Here is a 16,062-nt window from a genome sequence, read left to right on the forward strand (position 1 = left end):
GTGGCGGAGACGATCGGCGGACGCTACGACGTCGTCGTGATCGGCGGGGGCCCGGCCGGGCTCTCGACGGCGCTCAACCTCGTCCGGGCGCGCCGCAGCGTGCTGCTGCTCGACAGCAACCGCCCGCGGAACGCCGCGACGCTGCACTCGCACGGGTTCCTCACCCGCGACGGCATCTCGCCGCTCGAGCTGCGCCGCCTCGGCCGCGAGGAGTTCGAGCGCTACGAGGCCGCCGAGGTGCACAACGCCCTCGTCACCTCGGTCGAGCGCTCCGGCGGCGAGTTCGTCGTCGGCGCCCGCGGCGTGCGCGGCAGCGCCGACCGCTCCGTCGTCGCCACCGCCGTCGTGGTCGCCGCGGGGCTGCTCGAGACGCCGCCCGCGCTGCCGAGCCTCCGCGCCTACTACGGCACCGCCGTGCACAGCTGCATGGAGTGCGACGGCTACGAGAAGGCGGGGGAGGCGCTCGCCCTGATCGGCGAGACCGACGACCTCGCCGAGCGGGCCATGCTCCTCTCGCAGTGGTCGACCGATCTGATCGTCTTCACCAACGGCGTCGGGACGGTGAGCGATGCCGACGAGTCGCTGCTCGCCTCGATCGGCATCCGGGTCGACCGGCGTCCGGTCGCCGACCTCGCCGGGGAGCGCGCCGAGATGACCGGCGTCCGCCTCGTCGACGGCGACGTCGTCCCGCGCACCGGCGCGTTCGTCCGCCCGGTCTGGACCCCCGTGCTGGACTACCTCGACGCGGCCGGTCCCGACCGCGACGCCGACGGCTTCCTCCTCGTGGATGCGGGCGGGCGCACCTCCGTCCCCGGCCTCTACGCCGCCGGCGAGGTCACCCCTCCCGGTCCGCAGCAGCTGATCGTGGCCGCCGGATCGGGAGCCCAGGTCGCCTCCGCCCTCAACCGCGACCTCGTGCGCGCTCGCCTCGGCGAGGCCGCCCCGGAGTCCGAGGGCAGCGTCGTCCGAGGCTCGATTTGAGCGGGATGCCCGCGTAGGGTACTGTCGTCTCTCGGCGCTTGGGTCTCGATCCGATCGCCGCCTGGTCCCGGGATCACCTCCGGATGACCATTGGGGTATGGTGTAATTGGCAACACGGCTGATTCTGGTTCAGTTGTTCTTGGTTCGAGTCCAGGTACCCCAGCACTGATCTCTCCCGCGGCATCTGTATCTCGCGAAATTTCGTGAGATCCTCCACCGCGGTCGACATGCCCAGCCGTGCACGGACATCTCGTCCGCTCATCGCGATCTCGACAGCCGCTGCCTGCCGCGGGCCGCCGACTCGCGCCAGCCGCTCCGGGCCCCGTCCGCCGCGTGCCCGCGTCTGCCACGATGGACCCTGTACGTCTCTCAGGTACCCGCGTCGCGCGGGTCGGACGAAAGGTCGCCCGCCCATGGAACCGGATCTCCTCTGGATCGTCCTCGCCGGAGTCGCCGTCGGCGCCCTCCTGCTGATCGCCCTCATCGGCTTCTTCCTCTTCCGCGCCTGGTACCAGGTGCCGCAGGCCGACGAGGCGATCGTGATCGTCGGAAAGAAGCAGAAGGGCGAGGACGGGCTCACCTCGAACATGACCGTCATCACCGGCGGCGGCGCGTTCGTGAACAAGCTGACCCAGCGGTCCGACCGCATCTCGCTGCGCTCCCGTCAGATCAAGATGGAGCCGGTCGCGCAGACCAAGAACGGCGTGACGATCCACCTCGCGGGCGTCGCCCTCGTCAAGATCGGCTCCACGGCCGACCAGGTCCGTGCCGCCGCCGAGCGCTTCGCGTCGCAGGACCAGTCGATCGACGTCTTCACGACCGAGCAGCTCGAGGGCGCCCTCCGCGGCGTCGTCGCGAAGCTCAGCGTCGAGGAGGTCATGCAGGACCGGCAGAAGCTCGGCGACGAGATCGCCGAGGGGATCAAGGGCGACCTGCTCGCCCAGGGCCTCGTCCTCGACTCCTTCGCCATCCAGGGTGTCACCGACCGCAACGGCTACATTGAGGCGCTCGGAGCGCAGGAGATCGAGCGCGTCCGCCGTGAGGCCGACGTCGCGCGGATCAACGCGGCCCGCGAGGTCAAGGCCCGCCAGCTCGCCACGGACGAGGCGAACCTGATCGAGCAGACCGCCTACGACAAGAACACCGCCGCCGCGAAGTCCGAGGTCGGCCGCGCCAATGCCGAGGCCGAGCAGGCCGAGAACCTGGCCCGCGCCGAGCGCGAGCAGGCCGTCCTCGTGCAGCGCGCCGAGAACCGGCAGGCCGAGCTGGACGCCGACGTCAAGCGCGTCGCGGACGCCGAGAAGTACCGCCGTCAGACCGAGGCCGACGCCGACGCCTACGGACGCGAGAAGAAGGCCGAGACGGACCGCCAGGTCGCGCAGCAGGTCTCCGACGCCGAGGCGTACGCCGTCCAGCGCCAGGCCGAGGCGCGCCAGGCATCCGCCGCCGCCGAGGCCGCCGCCGTGAGCGCCCGTGCCGAGGCCGAGGCCCACGCACTGCGAGCCAAGGCGGGCGCCGAGGCCGAGGCGCTGCGCGCGAACGCGACCGCCGAGGCGGAGGCCATCCGCGCGAAGGGCGAGGCGAGCGCGGCGGTCATCGCGGCCGAGGCGGAGGCGCTCCGCGAGAACCAGGAGGCGATCCTGGGTCGCGAGCTCATCGGGCAGCTGCCCTCGCTCATGGCCGAGTTCGCCAAGGGCTACCAGAACGTCGGCACGGTGACGCTGATCGGCGGCGACACCGCCGGCACCCACATCGCCCGCGAGCAGGCGGCGAGCCTCGCCGCCACCTTCGACAGCGTGAAGTCGGCGACCGGCGTCGACCTCGGCGCGATCCTCCAGGGCCAGGCCTTCGGCCGGGGGATGGCGACGGGCGGCACGGTCGTGCCGACCGGCGCGTCCGTGGCGACCGGATCGGGCGAAGCCCCGCGTCCGTCCGGCACCGGCGACCCGACCGCCGTCGCCTCCACGAGCTGACCGCCGCTGGCCTCGGACGATGCTCGCCGGACTGCAGGGCTGGCACCTGCTCATCATCCTCGTCGTCGTCTCGCCCGTGCTCCTGCTGGCGGTGGGGCTCCCGGTCGCCCTCGTGCAGGGGCGGGCCCGCCGGGAGGCGGGCCTCGTCACGGACCCGCAGGTGAACACGCTCGCGATCACCGCCTTCGTGCTCTCCTTCGTCGTCGGGCTCGCCGGAGTCGTCTGCGGCCACCTCGCCTGCGCGCAGATCCGCCGCACCGGCGAGGCCGGCTGGGGACTGGCCGTCTTCGCCCTGATCCTCGGCTACTGGGCCACCGCCGTCGCCGTCCTCGCCGGCGGCACTCTGCTGGTGTCCGCCTTCGTGCCGGTCTGAGGCGCCCCTCCGGTCGCTCCGGGCGACGGCCGACGCGCCGAGCGGGATGCGCGGGTCAGGCGAGCGGCTTGCGCATCTGCAGGGACGTCGTCTCGTAGCCGAGCGACTCGTACAGCGCCCGCGCGGCCGTGTTGAAGCCGAAGACGTTCAGCGCGAGGGCGGAGCCGCCGCGGGAGCGGACGTGCGACTCCGCGAGCAGCATCGCCGCCCGGCCGAGGCCGCGGCCGCGTTCGGCGGCGTCGATCTGCACGTCCCAGACGTACCCGACGCCCTCGAGTCCGCTCGGGTGCGGGCCGAGCCACAGCGACCCGACCGCGCGGCCGTCCTCAGAGACGAGCAGCACGTCGTGCCCGTCGGCGGGGGAGCCTCCCGGGAAGTACTTCTCGTATGCGGTGTCGGCGTTGCGCGTCGCGGCCGCCTCGTCGTCGCCCGCCCGCATCCGGTCCTCGATGTACGCCGAGCGCTGCACCCGCATCCACCGGGCGAGAGCGGCGACGGGCATCGGCTCGAGCGTGACGGTCATCCCCTCACGATCCCACTCCTCGCCCCTCTCCCGCGAACGATCCGTCGCGAACGGCCCGCAGGGATCCGGGGACGGGCCGCTCGCGACGGATCATCGCCGGCCCGCGTCAGTCCGGGGTCCGATCCGCGTGCTTCCGCTTCCCCAGGCGGGTGGCGAGGAACAGCAGCGTCCCCACGACCACGTAACCCGCCGTCGCCAGCCACACCACGCCCGTCTGCTGCGTCAGCAGCACCACGCTCGCGATGGTCGCGAGCACCGGCACCACCCGCGGCACGGAGTAGTGGGCGTGGTCGACGCGGTCCTTCTTCAGCACCAGCACCGAGACGTTCGCCGCGATGAACACCAGCAGGAGGAGCAGGACCGTCGTCTCGGCGAGAGTGCCGACGTCGCCGATGAGGCTGAGCAGCATGGTCACTCCGCCGACGACCACGATCGACACCCACGGCGTGCGGCGGCCCGGCAGCACCGTGCCGAACGCGCTGGGCAGGAGACCCGAGGTGGCCAGCCCGAAGCCGACGCGGCTCGCCATGACCATGAACAGCAGAGCGCCGTTCGCGATGGCGACCAGCGCGATCAGGCCGAACAGCCACGGCGGCACCGCGACTCCGCTCGCCGCGACCACGTCCAGCAGGGGGCCGCTCGAGGCCGCGAGCTCGTCATTCGGCAGCACGATCACCGCGCCCAGTGCGATCAGGAGGTAGACGACGGCGGCGGTGATCAGCGCGCCGAAGAGGGCCCGCGGGTAGACCTTCGAGGGGTTCCGCACCTCCTCGGCCATGTTCGCGGCGGCCTCGAAGCCGAGGAACGAGAAGAAGGCGACGATCGAGGCGGCGAACGCGCCCTGCAGCGGGGCGACGTCGGGGTTGAACTCGAGCACGCGGGAGGCGTCGCCGTCGCCGGCGCCGAAGAAGACCGCGGCGCAGACGATCACGATCACCAGTCCGCTCACCTCGATCACCGAGGCGACCAGGTTCGCGGTCAGCGACTCCTTGACCCCCCGCAGGTTCACGAGGGTGAGGATCGCGATGAACACGATCGCCGTGGGGATCGGCGGCACGTCCAGCAGGGCCCCGAGGTAGTCGCCGGCGAACGCGTTGGCGAGCGAGGCGGCCGTCGTGATGCCGGACGCCATCATCAGGAAGCCGATCAGGAACGAGAGGTACGGCTTCCCGAACGCGCGGTCCACGTAGCGCGCCGCGCCTCCGGCGTGCGGGTACTTCGTGATCAGCTCGGCGTAGGTGCCCGCGGTGAGCAGGGCGACGACCAGCGCGATCAGCAGCGGCAGCCAGATCACGCCGCCGACGTCCTCCGCCATCGTGCCGACCAGGGTGTAGATGCCGGCGCCGAGCGTGTCGCCCACGATGAACGCGAACAGCAGCGGTCCGGTGATCACCCGCTTGAGCGACGCCTTCCCGGGAGCGGTCTCGGCGGTGTCCGTCGTGTCGGTCATCCGCACACTCCACCGAAGCGAGGGGTCCGAGCGCAAGCCCACCTGCCCGATCGCTGCGAGATTTCTCACGATCGAAACACCGTGCAAGTGCTGCGGATCCGCGTCGACGAGCCGATCCCGCGACCGATCGACCTCCACCCCCTCCCGTACGAGCAGCTGGAGCGGGAGCGCATCGGCCGGCTCTCGCTGATCACCGCGGCCAGCGGTTCGCGGCACCTCTCGGACCTCGGAGGAGCGGCCGCAGCGGGAGGAGCGAGCACGGTGCGGACCGGGTGAACAGGGGGCGTCCGCGCGTGCCGCCGCGCCCCCGCACTGGGTAGGCTGGAGCGCTTCGTCGTGAGTGGAGCGGTCGCGGAGGAATCATGGGCAAGAAGCGCAACCAGGGACGATCCGGAGGCGGTCAGGGCGGGACCGGCGGTCAGGGCGGCGGCCGAACGGCCGAGACCGCGCTGATGGTGCGGTTCCGCAGCTGGTACCGCTCGCACCTGGCCGAGGTCGGCATGCAGCACGAGCACCTCGAGGCCGACGAGGCCGTCGAGGTGCTGACCGATCTCTTCGCGATGACCCGCGATCTGCGTCCGCGCGGCTCCTTCGCGCAGCCCGACGCCGAGCTGCTCGAGGCCGTCTTCGACCAGATCGAGGCCGATCTGTCGGGCGAGGAGAGCGAGGCCGACCTCGACGACACCCTCTTCACCGTCGCCGAGGTCGTCGAGCACTTCCTCGACTTCCTCACCGACGAGGACCTCTGGACCGGCACCGACGAGGAGCTGGACGAGTGCCAGGCCGTCCTCGACGAGGTCCTCGACCTCGCCGGCTCCTTCGTGGAGGCCGTGCTCGACGACCTCGCCGAGCTCGACGAGGTCCCGGCCGAGGAGCAGCTCTCCGCCGTCCGCGCCACCGCTCTCGTGCACGCCGCCGACGTCGTGGTCGAGCACCTCGCCGCCACCGACGGCGCCACCCTCACCGAGCGCGCCGCCCGCGAGATCGCGGTCGAGGCGGGGATCTCGTCCGCGGGATCCACCCCGAGCGACGACTCCGTCCGGATCCCGGTCTCGGCCTGGTGGGACGCGCTGGTCGGCTCGGCCGTGCTCGAGCAGGAGGGGTCCGCGGCCGGTCTCGGCGAGGCCGCCGTGCTCTGGCGCAGCTCCGACGCGCACGAGGCCGCCGCCGAGCGCGTCGCCTACGTCGCCCGCTTCCTCGAGCAGTGGATCCTCAGCGCCCAGACCGCGCTGACGGCCGCCGACACCGAGGACGGCGCCTTCTCCCCGGAGGAGCGCGCGGTCACCACCACCGACGCCGTGCTGGTCCGCATCGCGGTCGCCTGCCAGGCCGAGATCCACCCGGGCCTGGTCGTCGGCGAGCTGGTCGACGAGCTGGCCGCCGACTCCGGGGTCTCGCTCGACGAGGCCCTCGACGAGCGCGAGCGCATGGTCGGGACGGCCGAGAGGATGCTCGACGACACCGCCGAGCTCGGCCTGCTGCTGCACTCGCCCGAGTTCGGCTACGCCGTGCCGGAGGGCCTGGCGCCCGTCCTCGCCTCCGTCGTCCGGGCGACCGTCGTGCTCCTCGGCGAGCGCGAGGCCACCCGCCTCGAGATCCTCGACGAGGCGACCCAGGACACGGCGACCGCGTACGCCCTCCACGTCGCCCTTCTCGGGACCAAGCCCGTCGTGTGGCGGCGCCTCGAGCTCTCCTCCGAGTCGACCCTGCGCGATCTGCACCTCGCGCTCCAGCTCTCGCTGGGCTGGACCGACGCGCAGCCGCACTACTTCAGCGTGGGCGTTCCCGATGAGGAGCAGGCTCCGATCGGCTCGCCGTCCGACGCGGAGGAGTTCGGCGCCGACCTCGTGGACGAGGCGGGCGTCGCGCTCGCTGAGGTCCTCGAGCAGGAGCAGGACGAGCTCTTCTACGTCTACGACCTCGAGGACGAGTGGCGCCACGTCATCCGGCTGGAGTCGATCGCGCCGCTGTCGACGGCGCTGCCGCGCTGCACGGGCGCGCGCGGCGCGGCCCCGCTCGACGTGCCGGGAGGCCCCGCGGCCTGGGCCGACACGGTCCGAGCGGCGACGGACCCGTCCTCGGCCGACCACGCGGAGGCGCTCGAGGCTCTCGGCCTCGCCGCCGGAGCGTCGTTCGATCCGGCCGCGGTCGACGTCGACGGGATCAACCGCTCCCTCGGGCTGCTGCGCTCCGCGGTCTGAGTCCTCGGCGGCCCGGACATCTCGGAGGCCCCCGCTCGCTGAGGGGGCGGGGGCCTCCGGAACGTCCGGCGTCAGGGCGTGAGGAGCAGCTTCCCGATGTGGCCTGAGGAGCGCATCCGCTCGTGTGCGCGCTCCGCGTCCGCGAGGGGGACCACCTCGTCCACCACCGGGCGCACCGTCCCGGCGGCGACCAGTGGCCAGACCTTCGCGCGCACCTGCGCGACGATCGCTCGCCGCTCCTCCAGGGGCCGGGCGCGGAGGGTGGTGGCGTGCACCGCGCCGCGCTTGCGCATCAGCACGCCGAGGTCGAGCGAGCCCAGCGTGCCGGACTGGTTGCCGATGAACACCACGCGCCCACCCACGGCCAGCGCCTCCAGGTCGCGGGCGAGGTAGTCGCCGCCGACGGGGTCGAGGATCACGTCGACGCCGCGCCCGCCGGTCGCCTCGCGGATCCGCTCGATGAAGTCCTCCTCGCGGTAGTCGATCAGGACGTCGGCCCCGAGCGCGCGGCACGCCTCGAGCTTGCGGGGGCTGCCGGCAGTGACGGCGACGCGGGCGCCGAGGGCGGCGGCGATCTGGATGCCCGTGGTCCCGATCCCGCTCCCGCCGCCGTGGAGGAGGACGGTGTCGCCGGGTCCGAGCCCGGCCACCATCACGAGGTTCGACCAGACGGTGGACGTCGTCTCCGGAAGGGCGGCGGCCGAGACGAGGCCGACGCCGTCCGGCACCGGCAGCACCAGGCCCGCGTCGACCGCGACGTACTCGGCGTAGCCGCCGCCGGAGAGCAGCGCGCAGACCTCGTCGCCCTCCGAGAACCCGGTCGTGTCCTCGCCGAGCGCGACGACCGTGCCGGAGACCTCCATCCCGAGGATCTCGGAGGCGCCGGGCGGCGGCGGGTAGACCCCGCCGCGCTGGCCGAGGTCGGCGCGGTTGACGCCGGCGGCCGCGACGCGGACGAGGACCTCGCCGGGTCCGGGGGAGGGAGTCGGCACCTCCTCCAGCACCAGTCGCGAGTCGGGGCCGGGGTTCTCGATGCTGATCGCCTGCATGAGGGGGATGCTACGCCGCCTCCGCTCCTGTCTCCGCGCCTGTCCTCCCCGGCGTGCGATCTGCAGGGGATCCGGACGCCGCGCCGCGATTCACGCGGTGGAGAACGCTCTCCCGCCCGCATCCCCTGCGAACGGTACCGTCCCCTGCAGATCGGACTCCTGCAGATCGCACGGACCCCTGCAGATCGCACGGACTCCTGCAGATCGCGCGGCTAGCCCTGCTCCGCCAGGAACGCCAGCACCGCGTCCTTGAAGCCCCGCGCGGGCACCGTGCTGGTGTGGTCGCGGCCGGGGACGCTCACGAAGCGCGCCCCGGCCTCCGCCGCCAGCAGCTCGCCGCCGGGCGCGATCGGATCCGCGCCGCCGGTCACGAGCAGCGTCGGCAAGCCGGGGTGCCGCCCGTGCTCCGGGTGCGCCCCACCGCGGACGCCGTCGGCCACCGCCACCAGCGCCGCGAGGTCGTTGCCCTGCACCCCCTCCGCCATGCCGATGAAGGCGCGGGTGAAGCCGTCGTCGATCTCGCCGCCGGAGGCGACGCGGGCCCGGGCCGCCTCCGCGTCGAAGGAGCGGAGGGGCTCGCCCACCGTCAGCCCGCCGAGGCTCAGCGATGCGAGCCGCTCCGGGTGCTCGAGCCCCAGCACCCAGCTCATCCGGGCGCCGAGGGAGTAGCCGAGCACGTGGGGCGCCTCGAGGTCGTAGGAGTCGAGCACCCGCACCAGGTCGGCCACCATGGTGTCCACGCTGTAGGAGTCGGAATGGTGCGGCTTCTCGCTCGCGCCGTGCCCGCGCTGGTCGAGCGCCACGACGCGGTACCCGGCCCGGTGCAGCGTCCGCAGCCAGCCCGACGTCTCCCAGTTGAGCACCGCGTGGGAGGCGAAGCCGTGCACCGCGAGGACGGTCGGGGCGCCCTCCTCGCCGACGGAGTAGGTGGCCAGCCGCACTCCGTCGTCGGCCACGACGTACACGGGAGAGGGGAAGGCGATCACTCCACCACCCTGCCCGGCGCCGCTGCGTCGAGGGGGCACCGTGCCGCGGACACGCCGAGCGGAGCCCCAGGAGCGCGGAGCTGTCGTGCCCGGGGCCCCCGGACGGTCAGCGCGGCGGACGGGTGGAGCGGGCGAAGGGCACGGCGATCCAGAGGCGCACGGTGTGCCCCCGGCCGGACCGGATCCCGAGGACTATGCACAGCACGAGGTTGAGCACGGCCAGCGCGAGGATCGCCGAGATCGTCGCGAGCGGCCAGTCCGCGCTGAGCGAGTCGCGCACCGACACCAGCGCGAGGTGCAGCGGGACCAGCATCAGCTGGAGCGCGAGGTAGGTGAGCTGCCAGTTGACGGCGACCAGGCCGTTCCGGTCGCTGAGGGTGCCGATCCGCCGTCGCGACCCCCACACCATCACGGTCGCCGTGAGGGAGATCACGGGGGAGATCACCACGAAGCCGGCGAGCGCCGAGAGCCCGGCGAACCAGACGGCCCGGGCGCCCTTGCGGTCCCGCGTGCGGTGCCGCAGCTCGTCGTCGTCCATCGTCGCCGCCTCCTCGCGCCGGGACCAGTCTCGCACCCGCCCCCGCCCGCAGGCGGGGGATCGCCCCCGAGTTCCGGGGGTTCCCCGGATGGGGCGCGCCCGGGCGCGTCCGTAGCGTGGAGGCATCGCCGGAGCACACCGGCAGCACCGCCGGCCCGACCGGCGGCACCGCATCCCGCCGGGCGACCGGCACCCGAGAAGGAGCACACCGTGACCACCGACGACCGCACCGCCCGCCTCTCCACCCCCGCCGACGAGCAGCCGACCGTGGACCTGGGCGCGACCGCCGTCCTCACCGAGGAGCGGCCGTCCGCCGGGGAGCGCCCCGCCGCCGAGGAGCCCGCCTCCTCGCAGCAGAACCGTGCGCCCTACGGCACCCCGGCCGTCCCGCCCGCGGTGCTCGCCCCGGCTCCGTCGACCCCGTTCTCGCTCACCAGCCTGATCCTCGGCGTCACCTCCGTCTTCTTCGGTCTGACCGTGATCGCACCGGCCGCGGGCCTCGTCTTCGGCATCCTGGGCCTGCGGCGGGAGCCGACCGGCCGCACGCTCTCGATCTGGGGCATCGTGCTCAACTCCGTCATGCTCGGCCTCGTCCTGCTGTTCGCGATCGCCGTGCTCGTCGTGGTCGTGCTCGTGCCGCTCGCGGCCCTCGCGTCGGGCAGCGACTACCGCTGACCCGCCGCGTCCCGCGTCCCGCGCCTCCTGTCTGCTCCGGCGGCGGGAGGCGCGGTCGTTCCGCGCCTGTCGGCGGGCCGTTCCGCGCCCGTCGTCCGGCCGCTCCGCGCCTCCCGCCGTGCCCGCCTCGCACCCCGGCGATAGGCTGGCCGCGCAGTTCGCGAGCCCCCTGCACCCTCCGGGGCCGCACGACGACAGCAACGGAGCTGGACGTGACCCTCGCACCGAGCATCCTCCCCGACCGCGACCCGGAAGGCAGAGCCCTGAACGACACCGAGACCCCCGCCACTCGCACCGAGAGCGACTCCCTCGGCTCGATGGAGATCCCCGCCGAGGCCTACTGGGGCATCCACACGGCGCGGGCCCTCGACAACTTCCCGATCTCCAAGCGCCCCATCTCGATCTACCCCGATCTCGTCCGGTCCCTCGCCACGGTCAAGCTCGCGGCCGCCCGGGCCAACACCGAGCTCGGCAGCCTCGCTCCCGCCAAGGCCGAGCTGATCGAGACCGCGTGCCGCCGCATCATCGACGGCGAGTTCCACGACCAGTTCGTGGTCGGGGTGATCCAGGGCGGCGCCGGCACCTCGACGAACATGAACGCGAACGAGGTCGTCGCCAACGTCGCACTCGAGATCGGCGGCTTCGAGCGGGGCGACTACGCCCACCTGCACCCGCTCGACGACGTCAACCGCAGCCAGTCCACCAACGACGTCTACCCGACCGCGATCAAGATCGCGATGACCTGGTCGCTGCGCCGCCTGCTCGACGAGCTGGCGCTGCTGCGCGAGTCGTTCTCCCGCAAGGCGGTCGAGTTCGGCAGCGTCCTGAAGGTCGGCCGCACGCAGCTGCAGGACGCGGTGCCGATGACGCTCGGCCAGGAGTTCCACGGCTTCGCGACGACCCTCGGCGAGGACCACGCCCGGCTCTCCGAGACCATCTGGCTGCTCGCCGAGGTCAACATCGGAGCGACCGCGATCGGCACCGGCATCACCGCCGATCCGCGCTACGGCGCGGCCGCCGTCCGCCACCTCAACGAGATCACCGACCTCGACCTGGAGATGGCGCAGGACCTCGTCGAGGCGACGAGCGACACGGGCGTCTTCATGTCGTTCTCGAGCGCGCTCAAGCGCTCCGCGATCAAGCTGTCCAAGATCTGCAACGACCTGAGGCTCCTCTCCTCGGGCCCGCAGGCCGGCTTCGGCGAGATCAACCTGCCTCCGCGCCAGGCGGGATCGAGCATCATGCCCGGCAAGGTGAACCCGGTCATCCCCGAGGTGGTCAACCAGGTCGCCTACTCGGTGGCCGGGGCCGACGTCACGGTCACGATGGCGGCCGAGGCGGGTCAGCTCCAGCTCAACGCCTTCGAGCCGGTCATCGCGCACTCGCTGCTGCAGAGCATCACCTGGATGACGCAGGCCTGCAGGACGCTCCGCGAGAACTGCATCGACGGCATCACCGCGAACGTCGACCGGCTCGAGGCCATGGTCGCCTCCTCGGTCGGCGTCGTGACGGCGCTCACCCCGAGCATCGGCTACACCGCGTCCGCCGCCCTCGCGAAGGCGGCCCTCGCCACCGGCCGCAACATCGCCGACCTGGTGGTCGAGGCGGGGCTGATGTCCCGCGAGGAGGTCATGCGGCTCATCTCGCCCGCGCGGCTCTCGGGCATCGAGGCGATGACCGCGGCGCTCCCGATCATCGACCCCGCACCGGAGGCGTGACCGCGGCCGCGAGGCGCGCTCCGGCGTAGCTGCGCCAGGGCGCCCAGCGGCGTCCGGCCTCGGCGAGCGCGCGCTCGCCGGCGGGCAGGCCGAGCGCCGCCGCGCCCCGCCGGAGCACGGGTTCTCCCGTGAGCAGGACGTCGGGGTCACCGGTCGCCCGGAGCGCCACCGCGGCCGCCGTCGCCGGCCCGATCCCGGGAACCGCGAGCAGCTGCCCGACGAGCTCCTCCCGGTCGGTGTCGAGCCGCAGTGCTCCCTCGGCGAGCAGCGTGCTGGTCCGCACCAGCACGTCGGCGGATCCACCGAGCACGTCGGCGGCGTGCTCGGCGATCGCCGCGGGGGAGGGGAACGCGCGCGCGATCGATCCGCTCGCCACGGACTCCGGAAGCGTCGCGCCCAGCGCCGCGACCAGCCGGGCGGCCTCCCGCCGACCGAGCAGCGCGCGCACCAGGGTCTCGGCCGGATCGACGGAGCCGGGCACGCGGACGCCGGGGCGGGCGGCGACGCTCGGAGCGAGCGCGGGATCGGTCGCGAGGGCCTCGTCCACGGCCCGAGCGTCCGCGTCGAGGTCGAGCAGCCGCCTCACCCGGGCGACCAGCGGCCCGACGTCGGCGACGGAGACGAGCGTCGCGCTGCAGCGGACCGTCTCCCCGTCCGCCTCCAGACGGACCAGCGCCGCGCCCCCGGGCAGGGCGAGCGAGCGCGCGTAGCGGCCGGGAGCCGCCTCCTCGAGCCCGGGGAGCGCGCCGGCGCCGAGCACGTCGAGCACCCCGGGATCGAACGGAGCGCGCACGGCCAGCCGGAGCTCCAGCGTGGTCGCGCCGTCGTGGACGCTCGCCTCGGAGCGCGTGCCGCGGGCGGAGGCGCGCAGGGCCGTCGGCGTCCGCTCGTACACCTCCGCGAGGGTCGCGTTGAACTGCCGGATGCTCGTGAACCCGGCGGCGAACGCGACGTCGGACACGGGCAGGTCTGTGCTCGTGAGCAGGAGCCGGGCGGTCTGGGCGCGCTGGGCGCGAGCGAGGGCCAGCGGAGGAGCTCCCAGCTCCTCGCGCAGGATCCGGCCCAGATGGCGCGCGCCGTAGCCGAGCCGGGCGGCCAGTCCCTCGACCCCCTCGCGGTCGACCACTCCGTCCGCGATCAGCCGCATGGCGCGTGCGGCCTTGTCGTCGCGCAGGTTCCACTCGGGGGAGCCGGGGACGGCGTCCGGCAGGCAGCGCTTGCAGGCCCGCAGCCCCGCCTCGTGCGCGGCGGCGGCCGTCGGGTAGAAGCGCACGTTCGCGCGCCGCGGAGTGACGGCGGGGCAGCTCGGACGGCAGTAGATGCCCGTGGAGTGCACGCCGGTCAGAAACCGCCCGTCGAACCGGGAGTCGCGCGAGGCGACGGCGCGATAGCGCTCCTCGAAGAGCGGATCGGAGTCGGGCACGCCTCGAGCCTCGCACGCGGAGAGGTCGATCAGGAGCGGGAATCGGACACGGGCGTCGGCACCCGGCCCTCCTCCACGGGCCCTGCGTGTGTCAACCGCCGACGGCGCACCCCGCCAGTGCCCTACTCTCGCCCCCATGAGCGCCTACCCGCCGCCCGCACCGCCCGCCGTCGCCCGCCCCTCCGTCGTGCCGACCGTGCTCGGCTCGATCGGCGTGGCGCTCCTCGGGATCCTGCTGCTGCTCGTGCTCGCCTACGTCGTGCTCGGACTCGGCGTCAGCGCCGCGGGGATCTGCGCGGTCATCGCCCTCGTCCCGCTCGCCGTGGTGCTGCTGGGCGTCCGCTGGGTCGACCGCTGGGAGCCGGAGCCCGCGCTGGGCCTGTGGTTCGCGTTCCTCTGGGGCGCGGCCGGGTCCGTCGCCATCGCGCTCCTGGTCGACCTCGGCGTGCAGATCGCCGTCTACGCCTCCGGGCAGCAGCCGAGCGGATCCGACTTCGTCGGCGCCGTGATCCAGGCGCCGCTGGTCGAGGAGACGGCCAAGGGGCTCGGCGTCCTCCTCGTCCTGCTGATCTGGCGCCGGACCTTCGACGGTCCTGTCGACGGCATCGTCTACGCGGCCGTCGTCGCCTCCGGGTTCGCCTTCGTCGAGAACATCCTCTACTTCGGCAGCGCGCTGGTGGAGGGCGGTCTCGGCTCGCTCGCGGTGACCTTCTTCCTCCGCGGCGTGCTCTCGCCGTTCGCGCACGTGCTCTTCACCGCCTGCACGGGCGCGGCCCTCGGCTTCGCCTCGAACCGGCCCGCCGTCGCGCGGCTGCCCCTCGCCCTCCTCGGGCTGGCGCTCGCCGCGTTCCTGCACGCGCTCTGGAACGGCTCGTCGTTCCTGGTGTCCGACTGGTTCGGCTTCTACGGCGTGGTCCAGGTGCCGCTGTTCGCGGTCGCCGTGGTCGTCGTGGTGCTGCTGCGGCGGCAGGAGCGGCGCGTGACGCTCCAGCGGCTCGACGACTACGCCGTGGCCGGCTGGCTCTCGCCGGCCGAGGTGCGGATGATCGGCACCGCGGAGGGGCGCCGCACCGCCGCCCGCTGGGCCCGGAGCGCGGGAGGGGACCGGCCGCGCGCGATGCGGGACTTCCTCCGCTCGGCGACGCGGCTCGCGCACCACCGGCAGCACCTCCTGCTCGGCCGCGGCGGACGCACCGGAGCGGTCGACGAGCGGGTCCTGCTCGACGAGCTCGTCGCTCGCCGGGCCGTCCTCACCCGCTGAGCCGCGGCCCCCGCTCCGTCCGGGCGGGCTAGGCGGACGCGCTGCGCACGCGGCGCTCGCCGGCCGTCACGGGCACGCCGAGCCGGTTCTGCGCGGGCGGCAGCGGGCAGTTGTAGTGGGGCGAGAAGCCGCACGGCGGGATGTACGCCCGGTTGAAGTCCAGGAGCACCGGACCGGGGGTGCCGGCGTCGGCCGCGCCGCCGATCCGCTGCACGACGAGGAAGCGGCCGACGGGGTAGCTCGCGAGCTCCGGGTCGTCGCTGCGGTTGGTCGGATCGCCGAAGGGGACGAGCAGCGTGCCGCCGTCGTCGAACGCCGCGACCGTGTACTCGCGGGCGCGGCCGTCGTCCACGAGCGAGAAGGTGATGTCGCCGGGGACGACCAGCTCGCGGGTGGCGCCGTTGTCGCGCAGGTGCTCGAACGGGACGGTGCGGTCCTCGGCGACCGGCTCGAACCACGCCTCGAGCACCCAGGCCGCATCGAACGGGAAGGTCTCGATGGCGTCGAAGGAGCGGATGCCGTCGGAGGCCGCATCCCACACGCGGTAGCCGTACTCGGGCTCGCCGGTGTCGAGGTTCTCGCGGCGCATGCGCGTCAAGGTCGCGGAGGGGCCGTATCCGGCCAGCGCCTGCTCGTCGTCGACGCTCTCGCCGGGCTCGAGCCAGCGGGTCTCGACGAGGGCGAGATCGCCCCGGGGTCCGGTGACGCGCTCGACGCGTCGGGCGAGCCACGACTCCCAGCCGGCGCGCGCCGACTCCGTGAGGTCGATCGAGGCACGGGAGGGGGCGGTGACGCTGCTGCTCGGAGTGGCCATGGGGCGTGCAACGCGAGGCGGTCCGGTTCTCTTCCCGGGCGTCGATCGGACGGCGGTCGGACGGCGGTCGGGCACCCAGGAGAAAGAGCTCGACGCC

General features: G+C 73.6%; 15 protein-coding genes and 1 tRNA gene. 9 read left to right on the top strand and 7 right to left on the bottom strand.

Annotated features, from left to right (window positions below):
• The 4 genes from GSU45_RS05985 to GSU45_RS06000 all read left to right on the top strand — a co-directional run bounded on the left by GSU45_RS05985 (nucleotide 1) and on the right by GSU45_RS06000 (nucleotide 3,327).
• The gene (locus tag GSU45_RS05985; protein WP_159913518.1) at nucleotides 1–981 is read left to right on the top strand and encodes an NAD(P)/FAD-dependent oxidoreductase; all 981 of its coding nucleotides are present in this window, start codon (nucleotides 1–3) and stop codon (nucleotides 979–981) included.
• Between the two features lie 91 nt (nucleotides 982–1,072).
• Nucleotides 1,073–1,144: transfer RNA gene (locus GSU45_RS05990), tRNA-Gln, on the top strand.
• A 250-nt stretch (nucleotides 1,145–1,394) separates the two neighbouring features.
• Complete coding sequence (locus GSU45_RS05995) at nucleotides 1,395–2,954, top strand: SPFH domain-containing protein (RefSeq protein ID WP_159913520.1); 1,560 nt, start codon at nucleotides 1,395–1,397, stop codon at nucleotides 2,952–2,954.
• Between the two features lie 19 nt (nucleotides 2,955–2,973).
• Nucleotides 2,974–3,327, top strand: coding sequence for a DUF4190 domain-containing protein (locus tag GSU45_RS06000; RefSeq protein ID WP_159913522.1), 354 nt, complete (start codon nucleotides 2,974–2,976; stop codon nucleotides 3,325–3,327).
• A 55-nt stretch (nucleotides 3,328–3,382) separates the two neighbouring features.
• Here GSU45_RS06000 and GSU45_RS06005 read toward each other — a convergent pair whose 3' ends face one another.
• Together GSU45_RS06005 and GSU45_RS06010 are read right to left on the bottom strand one after the other, a co-directional pair.
• Nucleotides 3,383–3,850 (bottom strand): GNAT family N-acetyltransferase, encoded by a 468-nt coding sequence (locus tag GSU45_RS06005; RefSeq protein ID WP_159913524.1) that lies wholly within the window; start codon nucleotides 3,848–3,850, stop codon nucleotides 3,383–3,385.
• A 106-nt stretch (nucleotides 3,851–3,956) separates the two neighbouring features.
• Nucleotides 3,957–5,300 (bottom strand): APC family permease, encoded by a 1,344-nt coding sequence (locus GSU45_RS06010; protein WP_159913526.1) that lies wholly within the window; start codon nucleotides 5,298–5,300, stop codon nucleotides 3,957–3,959.
• An 87-nt stretch (nucleotides 5,301–5,387) separates the two neighbouring features.
• On the opposite strand from GSU45_RS06010, the gene GSU45_RS06015 reads away from it, so the two are divergent.
• Complete coding sequence (locus tag GSU45_RS06015; protein ID WP_159913528.1) at nucleotides 5,388–5,576, top strand: hypothetical protein; 189 nt, start codon at nucleotides 5,388–5,390, stop codon at nucleotides 5,574–5,576.
• An 86-nt stretch (nucleotides 5,577–5,662) separates the two neighbouring features.
• On the top strand, nucleotides 5,663–7,501 hold the full coding sequence (locus tag GSU45_RS06020; RefSeq protein ID WP_159913530.1) for a plasmid pRiA4b ORF-3 family protein: 1,839 nt from the start codon (nucleotides 5,663–5,665) through the stop codon (nucleotides 7,499–7,501).
• Nucleotides 7,502–7,572: 71 nt separating this feature from the next.
• Here GSU45_RS06020 and GSU45_RS06025 read toward each other — a convergent pair whose 3' ends face one another.
• The 3 genes from GSU45_RS06025 to GSU45_RS06035 all read right to left on the bottom strand — a co-directional run bounded on the left by GSU45_RS06025 (nucleotide 7,573) and on the right by GSU45_RS06035 (nucleotide 10,074).
• Nucleotides 7,573–8,550: an NAD(P)H-quinone oxidoreductase gene (locus GSU45_RS06025; RefSeq protein ID WP_159913532.1), complete on the bottom strand. Its 978-nt coding sequence runs from the start codon at nucleotides 8,548–8,550 to the stop codon at nucleotides 7,573–7,575.
• Nucleotides 8,551–8,762: 212 nt separating this feature from the next.
• The gene (locus tag GSU45_RS06030) at nucleotides 8,763–9,536 is read right to left on the bottom strand and encodes an alpha/beta hydrolase (RefSeq protein ID WP_159913534.1); all 774 of its coding nucleotides are present in this window, start codon (nucleotides 9,534–9,536) and stop codon (nucleotides 8,763–8,765) included.
• 106 nt (nucleotides 9,537–9,642) lie between these two features.
• The gene (locus tag GSU45_RS06035) at nucleotides 9,643–10,074 is read right to left on the bottom strand and encodes a DUF4870 domain-containing protein (RefSeq protein ID WP_159913536.1); all 432 of its coding nucleotides are present in this window, start codon (nucleotides 10,072–10,074) and stop codon (nucleotides 9,643–9,645) included.
• A 210-nt stretch (nucleotides 10,075–10,284) separates the two neighbouring features.
• On the opposite strand from GSU45_RS06035, the gene GSU45_RS06040 reads away from it, so the two are divergent.
• Nucleotides 10,285–10,749 (top strand): DUF4190 domain-containing protein, encoded by a 465-nt coding sequence (locus GSU45_RS06040; RefSeq protein WP_159913538.1) that lies wholly within the window; start codon nucleotides 10,285–10,287, stop codon nucleotides 10,747–10,749.
• Nucleotides 10,750–11,012: 263 nt separating this feature from the next.
• Nucleotides 11,013–12,467, top strand: a complete 1,455-nt coding sequence (locus GSU45_RS06045; RefSeq protein ID WP_279631115.1) for an aspartate ammonia-lyase — start codon at nucleotides 11,013–11,015, stop codon at nucleotides 12,465–12,467.
• Here the strand turns inward: GSU45_RS06045 and GSU45_RS06050 are convergent.
• Complete coding sequence (locus GSU45_RS06050; RefSeq protein WP_244248239.1) at nucleotides 12,442–13,890, bottom strand: Ada metal-binding domain-containing protein; 1,449 nt, start codon at nucleotides 13,888–13,890, stop codon at nucleotides 12,442–12,444. The two genes, GSU45_RS06045 and GSU45_RS06050, sit on opposite strands and share 26 nt — an antisense overlap.
• A 136-nt stretch (nucleotides 13,891–14,026) precedes the next feature.
• Here GSU45_RS06050 and GSU45_RS06055 point away from each other — a divergent pair, with 136 nt between their 5' ends.
• On the top strand, nucleotides 14,027–15,151 hold the full coding sequence (locus GSU45_RS06055; RefSeq protein WP_159913542.1) for a PrsW family intramembrane metalloprotease: 1,125 nt from the start codon (nucleotides 14,027–14,029) through the stop codon (nucleotides 15,149–15,151).
• Nucleotides 15,152–15,179: 28 nt separating this feature from the next.
• Here the strand turns inward: GSU45_RS06055 and GSU45_RS06060 are convergent, their stop codons facing one another.
• The gene (locus GSU45_RS06060; protein ID WP_104233244.1) at nucleotides 15,180–15,965 is read right to left on the bottom strand and encodes a DUF1684 domain-containing protein; all 786 of its coding nucleotides are present in this window, start codon (nucleotides 15,963–15,965) and stop codon (nucleotides 15,180–15,182) included.
• Between the last annotated feature and the right edge of the window lie 97 nt (nucleotides 15,966–16,062).

The organism is Rathayibacter sp. VKM Ac-2801 (assembly GCF_009834245.1).
In the GTDB taxonomy this organism is placed as follows: Bacteria; Actinomycetota; Actinomycetes; order Actinomycetales; family Microbacteriaceae; genus Rathayibacter.